The organism is Salinifilum aidingensis, assembly GCF_054782015.1.
The window spans coordinates 39,338-58,599 of record NZ_BAAGTH010000011.1; the positions used below are offsets into that span (position 1 = coordinate 39,338).

Consider the following 19,262-nt stretch of genomic DNA (forward strand, 5'->3'; position numbering starts at 1 on the left):
GCTGTGTCGGGTTCGGGGATATTTCCGGGGGGAGGAGGTCACGGGGTTCCGCCGTACGCCTCGGAGGAGACGTAGAGCGTGGTGCCGGTGTCCTCGGGGCTCATCCGCAGCGAGACGTGGGCGAGCAGCCCGCGGTTGTCGGTCAGCGGCCGGGTCGTGACGGCGCCGATGATGTCGTCGATCTCGGCGGCGTCCACGCCGTGCGGGCGCAGGGCGCGGACGACGCGCTCGCGGGCGACGGCGTCGTCGGGCACGTAGTCGCGCACGGGCACGTAGAGGCTGTAGCCGCTCGGCGTGCTCGTGTCCCCGTCCACGAAGGAGTAGCTGGACACGAGCGGGCGGCCGTCGAAGACGACGGTGTCCTCGCCGAGGGCGGCGCAGAAGTCGTACACGAGCTCGTGCTCGATGCCGGGGACGGCTTCGGCGGCGCGCGCGGCGTCCTCGGCGGTGCCGGACAGGTGGGAGACGTAGAGCTTGACGCGGGCCTGCGGGCCGGAGTCCAGGTCGACGGCGAAGAACGAGGCGGTGTCCGAGCCGAACCGGTGCAGCGCGTGCTCGTGCACCGTGGCGTCGGCCTCCGGCAGGCCGAGGCGCTTCAGCGCTTCCCCCACCAGTTCCGGTGCCCGCTCCGCGCCGCGCACCGCGGGGTTGAAGTACACCTTGAACTTCGGCGGCCCCTCGGGGGAGAAGATCATCGAGTACCACCAGCTGAAGGCGCCCTGCGGCTGTTCGGGGCGGAACAGGTCCTGCACCGCGCGCAGCTTGTCGAGCGCGACGCCGTCGCGCTCGGCGGCGGTGTCGACGAAGTGCTCCGCGGCCCGGGTGTTCTCCGCGACGGAGGGGGTTTCGGCGATGGTCTCGCCGAGCACGCGGAGCTTGCGCCGGTCGCCGTCGAAGGCCACGGAGAACTCGAGCGGCGTGGCGTCGTCGGCCACGTCGGAGGGCCAGGCGGGCGGCTGCTGCACCGGCCGCTCGGCCACGGGGCCGAGTAATCGGGTCACCAGCCGTTCCGGCTCGTGCGGTGGGACGTCGTAGCGCCGGCAGAGTCCGCGCAGTTGCCTGCACGTGAATTCCCGGAGTGTGCCGTCGAAATCGCGCATGCGGCTCCGATCCGTCTTCTGTGGGGGCAGCCAGTCGTGCGCGAACACCCTAATTCTGTTGATCTTGGAGCGGTACCCGTTGCGGGGTGACATTGGCCGCCATCACGGCGCGGCGAACGGCCGCCGGAGTTGCCCCGTTCGCCGGAACGACCGGTGCGGTCCGGAGCAGCACGCGGCCCCGGTGCGGCGGGAGGCGGCTCAGCGCAGGCGTTCCAGATCGGCCGACAGCGCGGCGACCTGCTCGGCGAGCTTGCGCACCTCGCCCCCGTCCGCCCCGTCGTCGACCGCCGTCACGATGTCCTCGGCGGCGCAGCGCACCTGGAACACCCGGTCCTGCAGGTCGGCCAGCTCGCCCGCGGAGAGCACGACCGCGTCCTCCGGCAGCCCGCCGCGCTGCACCGCGGTGCGCCGCTCGTAGGCGCGTTGCCGGCACGAGCGCGTGCAGTACTGCTTCGGCCTGCCCTGCTTGCCGCTGGACGCGACCCGCTGGCCGCACCAGGAGCAGTAGCGCGCGCGGCGGGTGCGCTCACGTCGGGTGTCGTCGGCATCGGTGTCCACGAGCAGCGAAGCGTATCCGCCGCGGCGGGGTGCGCACACGCGCGGCACGCCGTGGTGCACATTGAGGTTCGCAACATCCGCACGGGTCCTGCACCACCGGCCGGCGCCGCGCGCGGACGGCCGGTCGACGAGGCGAAAGGCCGAGGGGCATGCGCACTCCCGACAGTTCCCGCACCGCGATCTCCCGGCGCCGCCAGCAGCGCGGGTGGGGCTGGTACGACTGGGCCAACTCGGTGTTCCCGACCTCGGTCATCACGGTCTTCCTGTCGATCTACCTGACCTCGGTGGCCACCGCGGCGGCCAGCGCGGACGTCGCCAGCAACGGGGTGCGGGCGTGCCCGGACGCGCTGCGCCGGTGCGACATCGCGCTGTTCGGGCTGGAGTTCCCGGCCGGATCGCTGTGGGGGTACCTGCTGTCGGTGGCGACGGTGGTGCAGGTGATCGTGCTGCCGATCACGGGGGCGGTGGCCGACCGGGTGCGGAACAAGCGCGCGATGCTGGCCGGTTTCGCCGCCTGCGGTGCCGCGTCCACGGGGCTGCTGGCGCTGGTGGCGGGCACGAACTGGCAGCTCGGCGTCGGGCTGTTCATCGTGGCCAACGTGTGCTTCGGCGCCTCGGTGGTGGTCTACTGCTCGTTCCTGCCGCAGATCGCCGAGACCGAGCAGCGCGACCGCGTCTCGGCGCGGGGCTCGGCGATCGGCTACCTCGACGGCGGGGGTGGCCCTGGCGCTGCACCTGGGGCTGTACCTGGGCCGCGACGCCCTGGGGATGGACGCGTCGACGGCGGTGCGGCTGGTCTTCGCCAGCGCCGGGCTGTGGTGGGCCGGGTTCACCGCGGTCCCGGTGCTGGCGCTGCGCGGGGTGCCCAGCCGCGCGCCGGAGCCGGCAGATTCCGCCGGCGGTTCGGCTGCGGCGGTGCTGACGAGCGGGTTCCGGCAGTTGTGGGGCACCCTGCGCGGACTGCGGACGGTGCAGGAGTCGCTGTTCGTCACGCTGCTGATCGTGCAGTTCATCGCCTACGTCGGCGGGCTGGCGCACGGGCGGACCGCGCGGGGCATCGGGGCGAAGCGGACGATCCTGCTGAGCCTGGCGGTGTGGATCGCCCTGCTGTCAGCGGCGCGCTTCGTGCAGGAGGGCCGCTACGGGCGGTTCTACGCGCTCGCCTCCGGGATCGGGCTGGTGCTCGGCGGGACGAACGCGCTGTCGCGGTCGCTGTTCAGCCAGCTCATCCCGCCCGGCAAGGAGGCGGAGTACTTCTCGCTGCACGAGATCGGCGAGCGCTCAACCTCGTGGCTGGGGCCGCTGGCCTTCGCCGCGATCGGCCAGACCACGGGGTCGTTCCGGTCGGCGATCGTCTCGCTGATCGCGTTCTTCGCGGTGGGGATGCTGCTGGTGGCGCTGCTGCCGGTGCGGCGGGCGGGCAACCGGCCGCCGCGGCTGTTGTGAGCGGCCCGCGGAGAGCCCGCGGACCGGCTGCCGCAGCGCGGACTCCGTTCGGGGGACGGCTGTTCCGACGGGAGGCCCTCGCCCGCGGAATATGCCAACACGTACCGTCGTAGGGGAAAGGACAAGCATCGCCACGATCCGTGATCACGCCCGCCGAACGCTGCCCGGAAGGGTCGCCGGTGATCTCCCTCGCACTTCACGAACGGTTCAGGCTCCTGTTTGGCGGGGGCGCGACCACCTCTGGCAGTATCACCCATTCGAGTGGAACTGAGATCGACAGCGGGATAACGCGTCACGAACACGGACCGACTGCATCTCCAGGGAGAAACCTCGTTGACGAGTGAACAACGTCACCGAGGGCAACCAGAACCCCCGAACCGGGAACAGACAGCAACGACGTGTCGTTGCACTCGGTGAGCACAATCGCCCGGAGGGCTTCTCCGGGCCGACGTGAAAGGAACCGTCATGGCCGATCGCGTTCTGCGTGGCAGCCGGCTCGGAGCAGTCAGCTACGAGACCGACCGCAACCACGACCTCGCTCCGCGCCGGACGGTGCGCTACGCCTGCTCCAAGGGCCACGAGTTCGAGGTGCCGTTCTCCGACGACGCGGAGGTGCCTTCGACCTGGGAGTGCCGGCTGCACGGCACCGAGTCGAAGATCATCGACGGCAGCCAGCCGGAACAGAAGAAGGCCAAGCCGCCGCGCACCCACTGGGACATGCTGCTGGAGCGGCGCACCATTCCCGAACTCGAGGAACTCCTCAACGAGCGACTGCAGGTCCTGCGCAACCGCCGCGGGGAAACGGACTGAGTGCTCCGGACCAGCGAACGGGGCGGCCCGGCCGGGCCGCCCCGTTCGCGTCCCGGGACTCGCCGCACCGGTTCCCGGCCCCGCAAACGCTCCCGGTCAAACGACCCCACTCCCGCAGCTGGTCCAGCCCCGCAGCTGACCCGCTCCCGCTGCGGGCTCGACCCCGCCAGCGGAGCGCCCGTCGCGGGGCAGCGCCGGCAGCGGCGCACCAGCGAGACGCCGCCCCGCAACGGGCGGGCGGTCACCGCCGGGTCCCGCCGATCGCGCGCAGCGCACCGGCCACCTGCCGCATCCGCCGCCGCGCACCCCAGAACGTGACCCGCACCAGCGCCTCGCGCACGATCGACCCGCTCATCTTCGACGTGCCCACGGCGCGCTCGACGAACGTGATCGGCGCTTCCACCACGGTGAACCCCGCGTCCACCGCGCGCCGCGTCAGGTCGACCTGGAAGCAGTAGCCCTGCGAGGTCACCGTGTCCAGCGCCAGCGCCCGCAGCACCTCCGCGCGGTAGACGCGGTAACCGGCGGTGATGTCGTGCACCCCCACGCCGAGCGCCAACCGCGAGTAGACGTTCGCCCCGCGGGAGAGCAGCTGCCGGTGCCACGGCCAGTTCACCACCCTGCCGCCGGGCACGTACCGCGAGCCGACGACCACGTCCGCCGCGGGCGCGCCCGGTTCGCCGAGCAGCCGCGCCAGCCGCGGCAGGTCCTCCGGCGGGTGCGAACCGTCCGCGTCCATCTCCACGACCGCCCGGTATCCGCGGTCCAGCGCCCACCGGAACCCGGCCACGTAGGCCGCGCCCAACCCGGCCTTGCCGGTGCGGTGCAGCACCGAGACCCGCTCGTCGGCGGCCGCGACGTCCTCGGCGACCTGCCCGGTGCCGTCCGGGCTGGCGTCGTCGACCACGAGGACGTGCGCGGCGGGCGCGGCGTCGAACAGCCGATGCACGATCGGCCGCAGCGTGTCCCGTTCGTTGTAGGTGGGGATCACCACCACGAGCGATGCGAGCGCGCCGGTGGAGTCCGCGGGCTCCCGCCCCTGGGCCATGCACGTCCTTTCCTCTCCGGGGCGCACCCCGGTCCCCGACTTGCGCGGCCCCGCTGCGCGGGCCGCCTCCTGCTTCCGGCGCCGCCCGGCCGGCGCCGTTCCGCGGTCATCCGGCGCTGCGGCGGTTCCACCGCAGCGCCAGGGCGAACGCGGCGGCCCCCACCGCCGCGATGATCCACGCGGGTGCCGCGCCGAGCCGCGTGGCCAGCGTGTCGGAGGAGCGCAGCGGCACCTCACCGACGAGCGCGTCCGCGGTGAACTGGCCCGTGCGCTGCGCCACGGTTCCGTCCGGTTCGACGATGGCGCTGACGCCGCTGGTGGCCGCGACGACCACGGCGCGGCCGTGCTGCACCGCGCGCAGCTGCGACATCGCCAGCTGCTGGTAGCTCATCTCCGAGTGCCCGAACCAGGCGTTGTTCGTCGGCACGGCCAGCAGGTTCGCCCCCTGCCGGGCGGCTCCGGTGAACACGTCGTCGTAGGCGACGTCGTAGCAGATGCCGACCCCCAGCCGCACCGGCCCCGCCGGCAGCACGCCCGGGTCCTCGCCCGGCGTCATGTCCTGCTGGAAGCGGTCCACGAACGGCGTGACCGCCCGGGCCACCGAGCGCATCGGGATCGTCTCGGAGAACGGCACGAGGTGCTGCTTGGTGTAGGCCTCCCCCGGGCCGCTGCCCGGGTCCCAGCGCACCACCTGGTTGCGCAGCTTCCCGTCGGCGCCGTCGGCGAGCCCGCCGACGAACACCGGCACGCCGAGCCGGTCGGTGAGCAGGTCGAGCTCGGGATCGACGTGGCCCGGGCCCCAACTGCCCACCTGCTCGGGCAGCACCACGGCATCCGGACGCGGCACCTGCCCCGCCTCGACCCGGTCGGCCAAGCGCCGGGCCTGCCGCACGTGGTTGTCGTGCAGCACGTCGTCGGCGTGGAGCAGCCCGAGCCCCAAGTCGGGCGCGTTGCCCTGCACCGCGGCCACCCGCGCGGTGCCCTCCTCGGCCGCGGTGCCCACCGCGGGCCACACCGCCAGCCCCGCCACCACGGGCACGAGCGCGGCACCCACCGGGGCGGCCCACGCACCCGGACCGGGCCACCTGCGCCGCGACCACCGCTGCCGGAGCAGCAGCACCACCCGCGCCAGCCCCGCCGCGGTCACCGCCACCGCGAAGCCGACGAGCACGCTGCCGCCGACCGAGGCCAGCGCCATGTAGGGCCCACCGGTCTGGGTGAACGCCAACTTGCCCCACGGGAAGCCGCCGAAGGGGACGTGCCCGCGCAGCTCCTCGGCAGCGGCGAGCACGGCCGGCGCCCACACCACGCTGCCGGGCAGCGCGCTCACCCGCGCGGCCGCCAGCCCGCCCAGGCCGAAGAACACCGCCTGCAGCAGCGCCACGCCCAGCCACGGCCAAGGTCCGAACTGCGCCGAGAGGAAGTCCTGCAGCCAGCCCAGCAGCGGCAGCAGGTAGCTCGCGCCGAAGACGAGGCCGAGCGCGAACCCGGCGCGCATCCGCTGCCGCCAGACCACGAGCAGCAGCACCGCCACGGCCAGCGGAGCCAGCCACCAGCGGCCGCTCGGCGGCGAGGCGAGGTACAGCGCGAACCCGCCGGCTGCGACCGCCGGCAACCGCAGCCACCACGCCCCCGGACGTCGCCGCCCGGCGGCCGCACCGCGCGCGCGCTCGCCCTGCTGCGGACTCGTGGTGGCCACCACCGTTCAACCTTTCTCCGATGCTGCCGGGATGCGCGAGCCCGGGACATCGCGGAGCCCTGGGACATCGCGGGCGCAGCACGCGGTCGCGACCACACGTGGCGCCCCGGTCAATGTACGCGCCGCCGGCCCCGCCGGGACGAGCCGCTCCGTCCCGGCGGGGCGGGGTCACACGGTGTACAGGTCGTCGTCCTCGGCGTCGCGCTCGTAGACCGTCTCCCCGCGCAGCACGGTGCGCAGGCACCGCGGCCGCGGGGCGTGCGGGCCCAGGTCCGGCAGGCCGGGAACCCCGGCCCGCGGATCCGTCGACCACCGCTGCACTCGCGAGTCCGGCGCGGTGGTGACCAGCTCCCCCGCGTTCCACACCGCGTAAGTCGCCGGAGCCCCCGGCACCAGCGTGCCGGTGCGCCCGTCCTCGACACCGGCCGCCCGCCAGCCGCCGCGGGTGTGCGCCATGAACGCCGCGCGCGGCGACACGCCGTACCCCCCGGTGCGGTGGTTCACCGCCGCGGCGACCGCATCCCACGGGGCGCACGGCGTGACCGGGGCGTCGGAGCCGAAGGCCAGCAGCACCCCGTCGGCGGCGAGCCGGGAGAAGGGGTTCATCCGCGTGCCGCGCTGCACCCCGAGGCGCCGCGCGTACATCGCCGCGGAACCGCCCCAGGCCGCGTCGAAGGCGGGCTGCACCGAGGCGACCACGCCGTAGCCCGCGAGTTCCGCCGCTTGGTCCTCGCCCACCATCTCCAGGTGCTCGAGGCGGTGGCGCATGCTCGCCAGCGCCGGTGCGCCGACGGTCTCGGCGGCCTTGCGGAACCCGGCGCAGACCTCGGCGACGCCGGCGTCGCCGATCACGTGGAACCCGGCCTGCATCCCGTTGCGCGTGCAGTCCACGAGGTGTTCGGCGATCGCCTCCGCGTCGAGGTAGAGCACCCCGGAAGTGCTCGGATCGTCGACGTAGGGATCGCGCAGCGCAGCGGTGCGCGAGCCGACCGCGCCGTCGACGAACAGGTCCCCCGCCAGCCCGCGGGCGCCGAGCTCCCGCGCGCGGTCGACCGCGCCGAGCTCGCCCCAGTAGCCGATCACTTCCGGCACCCCGCCCTGCCGGGAGATCTCCAGCAGGTCGCGCAGGTCGTCCTCACCGGAGATGTCGGGCCCGGCGCACTCGTGCACGCAGGCGATGCCCTGCGCCGCCGCGTGCCGCAGGAATGCGCGCTGCGCCTCGCGGCGCTGCACCGGACCGAGCGATTCGCGGGCGGCGCGGCGCACGTGGTGGTGCGCCACGCGGGTCAGCGGCCCGGTGTCGCTCCACCCCTCGGCGCCCCGCGCCAGCGGCGTCTGCCGGACGAGCGCGCTCGACACCAGCGCCGAGTGCACGTCGATCCGCGACAGGTACACCGGCGCCCCGTTGCACGCCTCGTCGATCTCGGCGCGGGAGGGCGGGCGCCGCTCGGGCCACCAGGTCTCGTCCCAGCCGTGCCCCCAGACGAGCGTGCCCGGGTATTCCGCGACGTGGTCCCGCAGCGCGTGGAGGAACTCGGTCAACGACGCGCAACCGGTGAGATCCAGCCCGTTGAGCAGTAACCCCGCGGACGTCGCGTGCACGTGCGCGTCGACGAAGGCGGGCGCCACGAACGCGCCCTGGAGGTCGACGATTTCGGCACCGGGATGCAACGCCCTGCCGACCTCGTCGCCGCCGATCCACGAGATGACGCCGTTCGTCACGGCCATCGCGGTGGCATCGGCGTCGGCGGGCGAGTGAATTCGGCCGCCGAGCAACAACGTGGTGTCGGACATGTCCTTCGCTGTTTCCGTGTTCCGGGTCTCCACTGCACGGGTCGGTAGCGGCCGGGAGGCGGCCCCGGCCGCGATCGCTCATGCGAGCTTACCGGGGTCGATTCAGCGACCGACGAGACGGAGACCTTAGCGCCTGCAACGGCCCCGGCCCGGCCACCCGCCGGCGGCGGTGGCCGGGCCGCGAGGCCCGTGCACCGGTGTTCGCGTCCCGGTCAGGCCGTGCTGGGTCCGCGGCGCGGCGGCAGCGCGTCCGGACCGCCGTCGTCGGAATCCGGCCGCTGCCGCGGCTGCTCCTCGTCGTCCTCGGAGACCGACACCACTTCCCCGTCGATCACGTCGCCGGTCGCGTCGCGCCGCCCCGCGGGGCCCGAGGGGCCGCCGCCGGAGGGGGCGGTGCCGAACGGGACGGCACCGAAGGAACCGCCCGGGAAGCCCCGGTGCACCTGCTCGCGCATGGCCTGCGCGCGCCGCTCGGCGGAGCGCTGCATGCGCCTGCGCAGCAGCGAGCGCGTCGGCGGGAGCACGCACACCAGGCCCGCGACGTCGCTGAGGAAACCCGGCACGAGGAACAGCAGCCCGCCGCCGGCGATGAGCACCCCGTCGGAGACCTCGCGGTCGGCGGGACGGCGGGCCGTGGCCGCCTCGCGGAACTGGGCGAGCATGCGGCGCCCCTCGCGCTTGACCAGCCACGTGCCCAGCAGAGCACCGGCGAGCAGCAGCCCCAGGGTGGGCAGCGCACCGATGGCCTGGGCTACGAGCACGAGCACCGCGATCTCGGCGGCGGCGCCGATCAGGAGCACGGGGAAGATGGGCACGGCGTCGGGAACCTCCGGGTTTGCAGGGCAGTCACCGGGACAACGACACAGGACGCCCGTGTGATCCTGCCTGTGGGCGAAATCCACCGATTCCGGGTGTCATCGCTCACGCGGGCGGGCCGCCGCCCGCTCCCGCAGCCCCCTAGACTGCGTGGCGTGCGGGCGACCAGGACGACCACGCTTCTCGTGTTGGCACTGTGCGGTGTGCTGGCGATCAGCGTACTCACCAGCGACCGCTACCTGCCGACGGTTCCGGAGCAACCCGAGCGGTTGCCGCCGGCCGTGGTGACCCTCGGCGACAGCATGGTCTCCGGCGAGGGCACCGGCAACTACGTCCCCGGCACCGACGGCGCCGACGGCAACTGGTGCCACCGCTCGCCCGCCGCCACCGTGCACCAGCTGCCCGTGCCGCGGGGCGTGACCACGATCAACCTGGCCTGCTCCGGGGCGCGGGCCGGTGCCGTCGGCGACTCCCCGCGGGCGCAGTACCCCGAGGAATCCCAGTCGGAGCAGCTGGCCGAGATCGCCCGGCGCTACCGCATCACCGACGTGGTCGTGCAGGTCGGGGCCAACGACGACCCGAGCTTCGTGGAGACCGTCAACCGGTGCGTCGAGGCGTGGGGCCGGCGCGACCCCGCCGGCTGCTCGGGCGAGCTGCGCGAGCTCTGGCCGCAGCGGGTGGAGCGGATGCGGCCGAAGGTCACCTCCGCGCTGCGCGACGTGCGCGCGGCCATGATCGAGGCCGGCTACACGCGGAGCGGGTACTCGCTCGTGGTGCAGTCCTACCCCTCCCCCGTGGGACCGGGCGTGCCCGACTCGCTGCAGGACCTGTCCGGCTGCCCGTTCCTGACCCCGGACCTGCGGTGGATCCGCGAGCGCGCCGTGCCCCAGCTCAACGAGGCGCTGCGGGAGGTCGCCGAACGGGCCGACGCCCGGTTCCTCGACCTCTCCCGCGCCGGCGTGGGCCACGAGGCCTGCACCGGTGATCCGCGCACGGGCGACGGCGAGTGGTTCACGCGCCTGACGATCGACTGGCACGGCCTGGAGGACGAGCGGCGCGCCGGCCACGCGATGCAGGAGTCCTTCCACACCAACGCCGCCGGCCACGCGCAGATCGCCCGCTGCCTCGGCCAGTTCCTGGCGACGCGGGAGCAGCGGGCCGAGTGCCTGCCGAACGAGCGCGGGGACCTGCGGGCGGTGCCCGCGGACGAGGCCGCGGGCCGGCACCGGCCGTGAACCGGCCCGGTCAGGAGGTCGGTGGCTGCCGGCTGATGAATCCCGCGTCGGCTCGTCGAGGGGGCACGCGTCGACGCAGGACGACGACTCGGCTGTCCGGGACGGGAAGCCCCGGCTCACGGGACCGCCGGCTCGCGCGGGAGCGCGCTGACCGCTCTTCGCCCCATCGGTGCACGAGTGCCGCTGCGGGCAGGTCGCGGGCGCGTGGTTGCACGCGGTGTTGCGATGGTGGGGCCGCGGTGACGGCGGTTCGCCCCTGCAGCAGCGCGAGGAGGGAAGGCCATGCGTGCCATCCAGTTCGGCGAGTTCGGCGGGCCTGAGGTGCTTCGCCTCGACGAGGTCGAGCGGCCGGAACCAGCTTCCGGGCAGGTGCGCGTGGCCGTGCGCGTGGCGGGCGTCAACCCGGCCGACTGCAAGATCCGCGCCGGCGAGATGGGGGAGCCCGCACTGCCGCACCGACCCGGGCTGGAGATGTCCGGAGTCGTGGACGCGGCCGCCCCGGATGCCGCGTTCTCCGCGGGTGACGAGGTGTTCGGCTGGGCGCAGGGCGGCTCCTACGCCGACTGCGCGCTGGGCGGCGTGCTGGTGTCGAAGCCCGGCGACCTGGACTGGCGCGACGCGGCGGCGTTGCCCGTGGCCGGGGAAGCAGCACTGCGCGGCCTGCGCCTGCTGCACCCGCAGCCCGGCGAGGTGCTGCTCGTGCACGGGTCGAGCGGGGTCGTCGGGGCGATCGCGACGAGCTTCGCGGTGCAGCGCGGCGCGACCGTGCTCGGCACCTGCGGCGAGGCGAACGCGGAGTACGTCGCCTCCCTCGGCGCGACGCCCGTCCACTACGGCCGGGGACTCGTGGACCGCGTGCGGGCGGTCAGCTCCCGGGTGGACGCCGTGTTCGACGCGGCCGGTGCCGGGGCCTTGCCCGACTCGGTCACCCTCCGCGGAGGAACCACCGAGCGGATCGTGACCATCGCCGACCCCGCGGCGTTCGACCTGGGCATCACGTTCTCCAGCGGCAAGGCCGGGGACAAGAACGCCGACGTGCTCTCCGAGCTGGCCAACAGCGCGCGCAACGGGAGCCTGCCGCTCCGGCACGCCAGCAGCCACCCCCTCGCCGAGGCCGCGCGGGCCCAGCGGGAAGTCGCCACCGGGCACAGCGGCGGCAAGGTGACGCTGCGGGTCAGTTGAGGGACCAGCGCAGGCCCTTCCTCGCGCGGACCGTTCGCCCCGACCTCCCGATCCCGGCGAGCGCCGGGCTCGGGGGGCGCCGCGTACCTCGCGGCTGGGCCTGCTCCGCTGACCGCTGTGGTCGCCGCGCACGCGCACTGCGCCGTCGCCGCGGAACTGGCCGAAGGCCGCTGTCGCGCTCCGCGGGCTTCACGCCTTCCTGGAGACGCCTGCGCCGTCAGAGCCGACAGCTCCGGGCGCACGCACGCGTCGACCCCCTGGCACGCCGCAGCCGGGAAGACGTGACGCGCACTCCACGCCGCGGTCCGGCGCGCTCCGGAACCGAGCATGCCAGTCACGCCGAAGTCCACTCGGCGTGAGCGCGGAACTCGTGGAGCGGCGCAGCTCTCGCGCAACCATTGAGATCTCTCTTTATTGACAGTTTCAATCGTTGCTGTTTACCTGTGAGATGCAGCACGCCCCGCGGAGTTCGCCGGGACGGCGTCGCGCACCGGAACACCGCGGCGGCACGCGCACGCGGGCACCACCGACATCGCGAAGGAAGTCCATCGGCCGCACGCTCGCCGAGCGGCAGTTCGCACCCACCTCATGGAGGGGCAAGCATGCGCAACGAAGGTGTGGGCTCCTGGCCCTACCGGCGGACCCGGCTGACCCCCGACAAGACGGCGATCACCTTCCGCGGGGCGCGCTGGAGCTACGCCCAGCTCGACGACCGGGTGACGCGCCTGGCCCACGCCTTGCGCGGACTCGGCGTCGGCCGCGGGGATCGCGTGGCCCTGCTGAGCAGGAACCACCCCTCCTACCTCGAGGCGCTGTTCGCCTCGGGCCTGCTGGGGGCGATCTTCGTCCCGCTCAACGCGCGCCTGACCACGCCCGAGATCGCCTTCTCCCTCGAGGACGCGGGCGCGTCGGTGCTGATCCACTCCGCCGAGCTCTCCGACGTCGGCACCGCGGCCGCCGAGCGGGCCGCGACCCCGCAGCGGGTCGTCGTGGACGGGGCGCCCGATACCGGCGCGGTGGGTTACGAGGACGTCATCGCCGGTGCCGACGCGGCGCGGCTCGACGAACCGGTCTGCCACGGCGACCCGTGCTGCATCATGTACACCTCCGGCACCACCGGACGTCCCAAGGGCGTGGTGCTCACCCACGGCAACATCGTGTTCTCCGCGATGAACGCGGTCGTCGACCTGGACCTGCTCAGCGACGAGGTCTCGCTGATCTGCGCACCGCTGTTCCACACCGCGGCGCTGGACTTCGTCGCACTGCCCACCCTGCTCAAGGGCGGTACCGCGTGCATCGAGGAGGGCTTCGACGCCGAGCGGGTCCTGCGCGCCATCGAACGAGCGGGCGTCACCTACATGTTCGGCGCACCGACGATGTGCGACGCCCTCAGCAGCCACCCGGACTGGGAGGCGACGGACCTCTCGTCGATCCGCCGGATGATCGTCGCCGCCGCGCCGGTCCCCCCGCGGACGCTGCGCACCTACGCCGACCGCGGGATCAAGCTGTGCCAGGCCTACGGCCTCACCGAAACCGGCCCGGGCGCGCTCATCCTCACTCCCGAGAACGTCGAACCCAAGCTGGGCACCGCCGGGGTCCCCCACTTCTTCACCGACGTCCGGCTGACCGACCCGTCCAGCGAGCCGGTCCCCTCCGGGTGGCGCGGCGAGATCCAGGTCTGCGGCCCCAACGTCACGCAGCGCTACTGGAACCGCCCGGACGCCACCACCGAGGCCTTCGCCGAGCAGGGCTGGTTCCGCTCCGGGGACGTCGGTGTCGCCGACGAGGACGGCTTCGTCACCGTCGTCGACCGGATGAAGGACATGATCATCTCCGGCGGGGAGAACATCTACCCCGCCGAGGTGGAGGCCGTCCTGCTGGAACTTCCCGGCGTCGCGGAGTGCGCGGTGTTCGGCGTTCCCGACGAGACGTGGGGCGAGGTCGGACGCGCTGCCCTCACCCTCGAGGAGGACTGCGAACTGTCCGAACAGGACCTGGTCGGCCACCTCGCCGAGCGCCTCGCCAAGTACAAGGTCCCCAAGTCGTTCCTGTTCCTCGACGAGATCCCGCGCAACGCCAGCGGCAAGATCCGCAAGCACGAGCTCCGCGAGCACCACTCCGGCTGACACCCGCGCGGAACCGGCGCCACGACCGGTCCGCCCGCACCGACCGTCGGGCGCCGCGCAGCCGCCGCCCAGACCTGCTGCCCGCAGTCCTCCCCCAGCCACCGGAGACCCCATGACGGCCAACGACGTCGCCGCTGCTCCGTCCGCGCAGCGACGAGGAGAAATCCGACGAGTCGTGCTTTCCAGCTACCTCGGCAGCACGATCGAGTTCTACGACTTCCTGCTCTACTCCACCGCCGCCTCGCTGGTGTTCGGACCGGTGTTCTTCACCGATCTCGCGCCGCTGGCGGCCACGGTGGCCTCCTTCGGCACCTTCGCCGCCGGTTACCTCGCCCGCCCCCTCGGCGGCGTGGTCCTCGGCCACTTCGGGGACCGCCTCGGCCGCAAGCGGATGCTGGTCCTGGCGATGTCCGTCATGGGCGCGGCCTCCTTCCTCATCGGCCTCATCCCGCCGGCCGCGGTCATCGGCTCCTGGGCAGCGGTGCTCCTGGTGCTGCTACGGATCGGCCAGGGCATCGCCGTCGGCGGCGAATGGGGCGGTGCCGCGCTGATGTCCCTGGAACACTCGGAGAAGAAGCGACGCGGGTTCGCCGCTTCGTTCACCAACGCCGGAGCCCCGTCCGGGGCGGTGCTGGGAACCGTGATGATGGGCCTCTTCTCCTCGCTTCCCCGCGAGCAGTTCCTCGCCTGGGGCTGGCGCGTCCCGTTCCTGTTCTCCGCGGTGCTGCTGGCCGTCGGCCTGTTCGTGCGCTCGCGGGTGTCGGAAAGCCCGCTGTTCCAGGCCGCGATGGAGCAGCCCGCCGCGAAGAAGCCGTCCGTGCCGATCCTGCAGGTGCTGCGCAGGCCGAAGAACCTGCTGCTGACCGCCTTCGGCAGCAGCGCCATGTTCGCCCTGCAGGTCATGCTGGCGACCTTCGCGATGTCCTATGCCGTGGACCGGGGGGCCGAGCAGCAGGTGGTGCTGTTCTGCTTCGCCCTGACCTCCTTCACCCAGATCTTCACGGTCGTGGCCTGCGGCCGGCTGTCGGACATCGCGGGCCGACGCCCGGTCATGATCAGCGGAATCGTGCTGTTCGTGGCGCTGCTGCACCCGATGCTGCAGTGGTGGGCCTCGGGCAGCGCGCTGCTGGTCCTCCTGGCCTTCTTCCTCGGCAAGACCACCCTGGGGCTGGTGTACGGCCCGATGGCGGCCTTCATCTCCGAGCAGTTCGGCACCACGGCCCGCTACACGGGGGCTTCGCTGGGGTACCAGCTCGCGACGTTGCTCGGCGCCGGACTGACCCCGATGATCCTCACCTCGCTGTACGCCTCCAGCGGCCGCGACGTCATGTCGGTGGTGTGGTTCCTGGCCGCGGTGAGCCTGATCAGCGTGGTGGCCATCCTGCTCACCCGCGAGAGCAAGGACAACGAGCTCGCCCGGCAGGACTCGTGACGAAGCAGCGCCGCGGCGGCGCGGGCTCGGTCGGCAGGAGCGCCACCAGCCGGGGCACTCCGCAACGCACCCGTCACTCCCCGGCCGCGGACGAGGCGGTCTCCTGCTCGGTGGCCGCTTCGCCGGGGAAGACGATCTGCTGCAGCACGCCCCGGAGCTGTTCGAGGTGCTGCCGCGGGATCCGGGCGAAGTGGTCCTCCTGGGCCCCGTCCACGCGCTGCTGGGCTTCGCCGCGAACCCGGTGGCCCTCCTCCGTGGCCACGATGAGCTTGTTGCGGCGGTCGACCGGATCGGGCGCCCGCGTGACGAGGCCGCGGCCCTCCAACTCGTCGACCAGGGCCACGACCTGGCTGGGGTCCAGCCCCATCAGGGCGGCCAGGCGCCGCTGGGTCACTCCTCCCTCCTCCTCGCCGGCCAGGGCCAGCACCGAGTAGGACCGCACCCGCAGCCCCAGGGGGGCCAGCGCGTCGCTGGCCGATCTGGCCACCACGCCACTGGCCCGGGAGAGCAGGAAGCCGAGGTCCTCGGCCAACGAACTGTTCGCGCTCATCGGATGTCCTCCCGTTCGTACTGCGCACAACGTACCATTTCCTTAACCATTGACATTTTCAACCATATAAGTTTGCATTTAAATTAGGCACCAACCCCGCTCACCAGGAGTCGCCATGGAACTCACCGGCAAGGTCGCGATCGTCACGGGCAGCGGCCAGGGGCTCGGCCTCGCCTACGCGCGCGAACTCGCCCGCCGCGGCGCCGCGGTCGTGGTCAACGACGTCAACGCCGACGCCGCCAACGACGCCGCCGCCGCGATCACGGCTGACGGCGGCAGGGCGCACGCCGCCGTCGGCGCCGTGGGGAGCACGGAAGCCGCGGAAGCGCTGGTGCGCGAAGCCGTCGAGCACTTCGGACGGTTGGACGTCCTGGTCACCAACGCCGGTGTGCTGCGCGACAAGGTCGTGTGGAAGATGACCGACGAGGACTTCGACCAGGTCCTCGACGTCCACGTGCGCGGCACGTTCACCTGCGTGCGCGCCGCGGTGATCAGGATGCGCGAGCAGGGCGAGGGCGGGCGCATCATCTGCGTCGGCTCGCCGGCGGGCCAACGCGGCAACTTCGGCCAGACCAACTACTCCGGCGCCAAGGCCGGCATCCTCGGCATGGTCCGTACCTGGGCCCTGGAGCTGCAGCGCGCCGGCATCACCGCCAACGCGGTCGTCCCGGTCGCGGCCACCGCGATGACCGGGACGGTGCCCTTCCTCAAGGACTACGTCGACGCGCTGCACAACGGCGAGCAGCTGCCCGCCTTCGCCCGCCGCGAACTCGGCTTCGGCAGCCCGGAAGACGCCGCGGGCGTCGTGGCCTTCCTCGCCGGGGACGAAGCCGCCGGGATCACCGGCCAGGCCGTCGGCGTCGGCGGGGACCGCCTGGCGCTGTGGTCGCACCCGGACATGACCACCACTGCCTACCGCGACGGCGGGTGGGACGCCGACGCGATCGCCCGCGAGTGGCCGGACACCTTCGCCGCGCACGTGGAACCGGTCGGCGAGAAACTGCCCGAGGAGGACGCCGCGCGATGAGCACCTACACCTGCGGCGTCGACGTCGACGCGATTACCGCGCTGGACGTGCACGCGCACGTCGAAATCGACAGCTGCGGCCACAAGTCCCTCGACGACGACCTGATCGCCGCCTCCGAGAAGTACTTCAAGTCCGGCCAGGAACGCACCCCCGGCATCGAGGCCGTGGCCGAGCACTACCGCGAACGCGACATGGCCGCGATCGTGTTCACCGTCGACGCCGGATCCGCCACCGGACACCCGGTCAACTCCGTCGAGGAGATCGCCGAACGAGCAGCCGAGCACAACGACGTGCTCATCCCCTTCGGCTCCGTGGACCCCTGGCGGGGAAGGGCCGCCGCCAAGCGGGTGCGCGCCCTGGTCGACGACCACGGGGTCCGAGGGTTCAAGTTCCACCCCAGCCTGCAGGGATTCGAACCGAACAACCGCGACTTCTACCCGCTGTACGAAACGCTGGCCGAATGCGGGGTGCCGGCCCTGTTCCACACCGGGCAGACCGGCATCGGTGCCGGCCTGCCCGGCGGGCACGGCATCAAGCTGCGCTACTCCGACCCGATGCTGCTCGACGACGTCGCCGCAGACTTCCCCGAGCTCACCATCATCATGGCCCACCCGTCGGTGCCCTGGCAGGACGCCGCCATCTCCAGCGCTTCGCACAAACCCAACGTGCACATCGACCTGTCCGGCTGGTCCCCGAAGTACTTCCCGCCGCAACTGGTCCGGGCCGCCAACTCGTTCCTGCGGCACAAGGTCCTGTTCGGCTCGGACTTCCCCGTCATCCAGCCCGACCGCTGGATGCGCGACTTCGAGAAGCTGGAGATCAAGGACGAGGTCCGGCCGCTGATCTTCAAGGAGAACGCGCTGCGCGTGCTGGGCCTGCGCTGAGCGGGTCCGGACCACCCCATCGCACCGAACACCGCAGGAGGAAGCGTGTCCGCCACCGCCACGACGACCACACTGGACACCCTCGCCGAGCTCGCGGCGCTCGAGGGCCGCTCGCTCGGGAGCAGCTCGTGGTTCTCCGTCAGCCAGCAGCGCATCAACACCTTCGCCGATGCCACCGACGACCACCAGTGGATCCACACCGACCCCGAACGGGCCAAGGCCGAGAGCCCCTTCGGCGGCCCCGTCGCCCACGGGTACCTCACGCTGTCGCTGATCATCCCCATGTGGGAGGAAGTGCTCACCGTGCGCAGCGTGACCACGAAGGTCAACTACGGGCTCAACAAGCTCCGCTTCGTCAGCCCCGTGCCCGCCGACGGCCGAGTGCGGCTCACCGCCGCCCTCAAGCAGTACGAGGACCTGCCCGCCGGCGGCGCGCAGGTCACCGTCGACGCCGCCATCGAGCTCGAGGGCGGTGAGCGGCCCGCCTGCACCGCCGAAGCCGTCTACCGCATGTTCGATTGAGCGGGCGGGAAGGGAACGATCATGGCGGCACCACCCGAAGCGGTCCTGCTCGGCACCTCCGGCGGCCCGCGGTGGCGGCGCGAGCGCGCGGGAATCGCCTCGGCCGTCATCGCGGGCGACGCGGTCTACCTCGTCGACTGCGGCTACGGCGTCGGCCGTCAGGCGGTCCGGGCCGGACTCGACCTGGGCCGGCTGCGCGGGGTCTTCATCACCCACCTGCACTCCGACCACACGGTCGACTTCATCAGCCTGCTGCTCTACGGCTGGTACGAGAACCTCGAAGGCGTCGCCCGGCCCGTCACCGCTCTCGGACCGGGCAACCGCGGCGGGGTGCCGCCCGCCTCACCGCACGCGGCGCAGACACCACCGGCGATCTGCCCGAGCAACCCCACACCGGGCTTGGCCGAGATGACCGACCACCTCCTGCGGGCCTTCGCCACCGACGTCAACGACCGCATCCGCGACAACCTCCGACGCCCTCCGGGCGAGCTGCTCACCGCCCGCGACATCGCGCTGCCGGCCGCGGTGGGTTTCCACCCCGACACCGCCCCGTGCCCGCCCGCGCGCCCGTTCGAGATCTACGAGGACGACCGCGTACGGGTGCGCGCCACCCTCGTCCAGCACGCTCCCATCGCCCCCGCCTTCGCCTTCCGGTTCGACACCGAGGAGGGTTCGATCACCTTCTCCGGCGACACCGGCGTCTGCGACAACCTGCTCGAGCTCGCCGCCGGCTCCGACGTGCTCGTGCACGAGGTCATCGACGAGCAGTGGGTGCACCAGCGCTACGAGCACGGGCGCACCGAGCAGCAGCGCTCCATGATCGAGCACCACCTCACCGCCCACACCCCCGTCCCCGGCGCCGGGCGCGCGGCGGAGGAAGCCGGGGTGCGGACGCTCGCGCTCAACCACTTCGTCCCCGGCGAGCTGGAGCACCCGCGCTGGCACGCCGCCGCCGAGGAGTTCTCCGGCACCCTCGTCGTCGGTCAGGACCTCGACCGGATCCCGCTCCGGGGATGAGCACCGCACCCTCCGC

The 19,262-nt window shown here is 72.9% G+C and carries 16 protein-coding genes and 1 pseudogene; 10 read left to right on the forward strand and 7 right to left on the reverse strand.

The genetic code is table 11. From position 1 onward, the window contains the following. Positions 1 to 38 precede the first annotated feature (38 nt). Both ACYVJE_RS15480 and ACYVJE_RS15485 read right to left on the reverse strand, forming a co-directional pair. Positions 39 to 1,001: a tryptophan dimethylallyltransferase family protein gene (locus tag ACYVJE_RS15480; protein WP_461145016.1), complete on the reverse strand. Its 963-nt coding sequence runs from the start codon at positions 999 to 1,001 to the stop codon at positions 39 to 41. 297 nt (positions 1,002 to 1,298) lie between these two features. After that, positions 1,299 to 1,658, reverse strand: coding sequence for a hypothetical protein (locus ACYVJE_RS15485; RefSeq protein WP_461145017.1), 360 nt, complete (start codon positions 1,656 to 1,658; stop codon positions 1,299 to 1,301). 149 nt (positions 1,659 to 1,807) lie between these two features. Between ACYVJE_RS15485 and ACYVJE_RS15490 the strand changes: the two are divergent. Both ACYVJE_RS15490 and ACYVJE_RS15495 read left to right on the forward strand, forming a co-directional pair. Beyond that, positions 1,808 to 3,104: pseudogene (locus ACYVJE_RS15490) on the forward strand (MFS transporter). Between the two features lie 465 nt (positions 3,105 to 3,569). Next, positions 3,570 to 3,914: an RNA polymerase-binding protein RbpA gene (locus ACYVJE_RS15495; protein WP_459156366.1), complete on the forward strand. Its 345-nt coding sequence runs from the start codon at positions 3,570 to 3,572 to the stop codon at positions 3,912 to 3,914. A 241-nt stretch (positions 3,915 to 4,155) separates the two neighbouring features. Here ACYVJE_RS15495 and ACYVJE_RS15500 read toward each other — a convergent pair whose 3' ends face one another. The 4 genes from ACYVJE_RS15500 to ACYVJE_RS15515 form a co-directional block, all read right to left on the reverse strand. Then, the gene (locus ACYVJE_RS15500; RefSeq protein ID WP_459156367.1) at positions 4,156 to 4,962 is read right to left on the reverse strand and encodes a polyprenol monophosphomannose synthase; all 807 of its coding nucleotides are present in this window, start codon (positions 4,960 to 4,962) and stop codon (positions 4,156 to 4,158) included. 106 nt (positions 4,963 to 5,068) lie between these two features. Further along, entirely contained in the window at positions 5,069 to 6,661 is a 1,593-nt protein-coding gene (gene lnt, locus ACYVJE_RS15505; protein ID WP_461145018.1) for an apolipoprotein N-acyltransferase, read from the reverse strand. Positions 6,662 to 6,829: 168 nt separating this feature from the next. Continuing rightward, positions 6,830 to 8,455, reverse strand: coding sequence for an amidohydrolase (locus tag ACYVJE_RS15510; RefSeq protein WP_461145019.1), 1,626 nt, complete (start codon positions 8,453 to 8,455; stop codon positions 6,830 to 6,832). 212 nt (positions 8,456 to 8,667) lie between these two features. Continuing rightward, positions 8,668 to 9,270, reverse strand: a complete 603-nt coding sequence (locus tag ACYVJE_RS15515; RefSeq protein ID WP_461145020.1) for an FxsA family protein — start codon at positions 9,268 to 9,270, stop codon at positions 8,668 to 8,670. 156 nt (positions 9,271 to 9,426) lie between these two features. Between ACYVJE_RS15515 and ACYVJE_RS15520 the strand changes: the two genes are divergently transcribed. From ACYVJE_RS15520 to ACYVJE_RS15535, 4 genes are all read left to right on the forward strand, one after another. Continuing rightward, positions 9,427 to 10,506 (forward strand): GDSL-type esterase/lipase family protein, encoded by a 1,080-nt coding sequence (locus tag ACYVJE_RS15520; RefSeq protein ID WP_461145021.1) that lies wholly within the window; start codon positions 9,427 to 9,429, stop codon positions 10,504 to 10,506. A gap of 282 nt (positions 10,507 to 10,788) precedes the next feature. Beyond that, a complete protein-coding gene (locus tag ACYVJE_RS15525) occupies positions 10,789 to 11,688 on the forward strand; it encodes an NADP-dependent oxidoreductase (RefSeq protein ID WP_461145022.1) in 900 nt (299 codons plus the stop codon). A gap of 602 nt (positions 11,689 to 12,290) precedes the next feature. Then, positions 12,291 to 13,814, forward strand: a complete 1,524-nt coding sequence (locus ACYVJE_RS15530) for an acyl-CoA synthetase (RefSeq protein WP_461145023.1) — start codon at positions 12,291 to 12,293, stop codon at positions 13,812 to 13,814. Positions 13,815 to 13,926: 112 nt separating this feature from the next. Then, entirely contained in the window at positions 13,927 to 15,246 is a 1,320-nt protein-coding gene (locus tag ACYVJE_RS15535) for an MFS transporter (protein WP_461145024.1), read from the forward strand. Positions 15,247 to 15,319: 73 nt separating this feature from the next. Here ACYVJE_RS15535 and ACYVJE_RS15540 read toward each other — a convergent pair whose 3' ends face one another. Beyond that, positions 15,320 to 15,796 carry a MarR family winged helix-turn-helix transcriptional regulator gene (locus tag ACYVJE_RS15540; RefSeq protein WP_461145025.1) on the reverse strand — a complete coding sequence of 159 codons (477 nt, stop codon included), beginning with the start codon at positions 15,794 to 15,796 and terminating at the stop codon, positions 15,320 to 15,322. 115 nt (positions 15,797 to 15,911) lie between these two features. Between ACYVJE_RS15540 and ACYVJE_RS15545 the strand changes: the two genes are divergently transcribed. The 4 genes from ACYVJE_RS15545 to ACYVJE_RS15560 are packed head-to-tail and all read left to right on the forward strand — an operon-like array spanning position 15,912 to position 19,246. Then, positions 15,912 to 16,823: an SDR family NAD(P)-dependent oxidoreductase gene (locus tag ACYVJE_RS15545; RefSeq protein ID WP_461145026.1), complete on the forward strand. Its 912-nt coding sequence runs from the start codon at positions 15,912 to 15,914 to the stop codon at positions 16,821 to 16,823. Continuing rightward, positions 16,820 to 17,707, forward strand: coding sequence for an amidohydrolase family protein (locus ACYVJE_RS15550; protein WP_461145027.1), 888 nt, complete (start codon positions 16,820 to 16,822; stop codon positions 17,705 to 17,707). The genes ACYVJE_RS15545 and ACYVJE_RS15550 overlap by 4 nt, the downstream gene beginning before the upstream one ends. Positions 17,708 to 17,752: 45 nt before the next feature. Beyond that, the gene (locus ACYVJE_RS15555) at positions 17,753 to 18,229 is read left to right on the forward strand and encodes a MaoC family dehydratase (protein WP_461145028.1); all 477 of its coding nucleotides are present in this window, start codon (positions 17,753 to 17,755) and stop codon (positions 18,227 to 18,229) included. Positions 18,230 to 18,250: 21 nt separating this feature from the next. Continuing rightward, the gene (locus ACYVJE_RS15560; protein ID WP_461145029.1) at positions 18,251 to 19,246 is read left to right on the forward strand and encodes an MBL fold metallo-hydrolase; all 996 of its coding nucleotides are present in this window, start codon (positions 18,251 to 18,253) and stop codon (positions 19,244 to 19,246) included. Positions 19,247 to 19,262: the final 16 nt, after the last annotated feature.